2 protein-coding genes are annotated in these 1425 nt (G+C 60.8%); one reads left to right on the top strand and one right to left on the bottom strand.

The window, feature by feature from the left end; all coding sequences use genetic code 11:
* On the top strand, nt 1–780 hold a 780-nt coding region (locus tag A5686_RS06545), incomplete at its 5' end, for a cyclopropane mycolic acid synthase family methyltransferase (RefSeq protein WP_156749973.1).
* A 60-nt stretch (nt 781–840) separates the two neighbouring features.
* On the opposite strand, the gene A5686_RS06550 is transcribed toward A5686_RS06545, so the two are convergent.
* Nucleotides 841–1425 (bottom strand): class I SAM-dependent methyltransferase (locus tag A5686_RS06550; protein WP_067929809.1); only part of this gene is annotated, 585 nt, incomplete at its 5' end.

Here is a 1425-nt window from a genome sequence, read left to right on the forward strand (position 1 = left end):
CCCACCCAGACCTACAGCTGCGCGTACTTCGAGCGTGAGGACATGACCCTCGAGGAGGCGCAGATCGCGAAGATCGATCTGGCGCTGGGAAAGCTCAAGCTCGAGCCTGGGATGACTCTGCTGGACATCGGCTGCGGCTGGGGGGCCACCCTGCGGCGAGCCGTCGAGAAATACGACGTGAACGTCGTCGGCCTGACGCTCTCGGAGAACCAGGCCGAGCACGTGCAGAAGTCGTTCGATCAGATGGACACCACCCGCAGCAGGCGGGTGCTGCTGGAGGGCTGGGAAGAGTTCGAAGACAAAGTCGACCGGATTGTCTCCATCGGCGCCTTCGAAGCATTCAAGATGGAACGCTATTCCGCATTTTTTGAACGCGCCTACGACATCCTTCCCGATGATGGCCGGATGCTTTTGCATACGATCTTGATGTATCACTGGCAGGAATATCCCGCACTGGGCGTCACATTGACGATGAGCGATATTCGATTCGCGCGCTTCATCGGCCAGGAGATTTTCCCCGGGGGTCAGTTGCCGGCGCAGAAAGACATTTTCAAATTCGGCGAGGCCGCGGGCTTCTCGATCGAGCGGGTGCAGCTGCTGCAGGAGCATTACGCGCGGACCCTCAACATCTGGGCGGCGAATCTGGAAGCCAACAAGGAGAAGGCGATCGCTCTCCAGTCCCAGGAGATCTACGACAAGTACATGCACTATCTGACCGGGTGCGAGAACTTCTTCCGCAAGGGCATCAGCAACGTGGGGCAATTCACGTTGGTCAAGTAGCTCACAGCATTTCAGCGCACAACGGTGATCCGTTGGGGCTGAGTGCCTATGGTGAGCCGGTCACTTCTCCAACGTGAACTGGTTGACGTCGGTGTAGCCCTCCCGGAACAGCTTCGCGCAGCCGGTGAGGTACTTCATGTAGCGGTCGTAGACCTCCTGAGACTGGATGGCCAACGCCTGCTCGCGATTCGCCTCGAGCGCCTCGGCCCATAGATCCAGTGTCCTGGCGTAGTGCAACTGCAGCGACTGGACCCGGGTCAGGTCGAAGCCCGCCGTGACCCCGTATTCGCCGACGGTCTGCGGGGTCGGCAGCCAGCCGCCGGGAAAGATCTCGGCCAGGATGAATTGCGAGAACTGGACGATCTCGTGGGTCAGTTTCATGCCCCTGGCGCGGGCATCCCTGAACGACGGCCGAACGATGGTGTGCAGCAACATCACTCCGCCTGGCGGCAGCGCTTGGTAGGCCATCTTGAAGAAGCGGCCGTAGCGCTGGCGACCGAAGTGCTCAAACGCGCCGATCGACACGATCCGGTCCACCGGCTCGTGGAACTTTTCCCAGCCCTCCAGCAGCACCCGCCTGCTGCGGGTGGTGTCCATCTGATCGAACGACTTCTGCACGTGCTCGGCCTGGTTCTCCGAGAGCGT

Source organism: Mycobacterium sp. E2479 (genome assembly GCF_001667925.1).
Taxonomy (GTDB): Bacteria; Actinomycetota; Actinomycetes; order Mycobacteriales; family Mycobacteriaceae; genus Mycobacterium.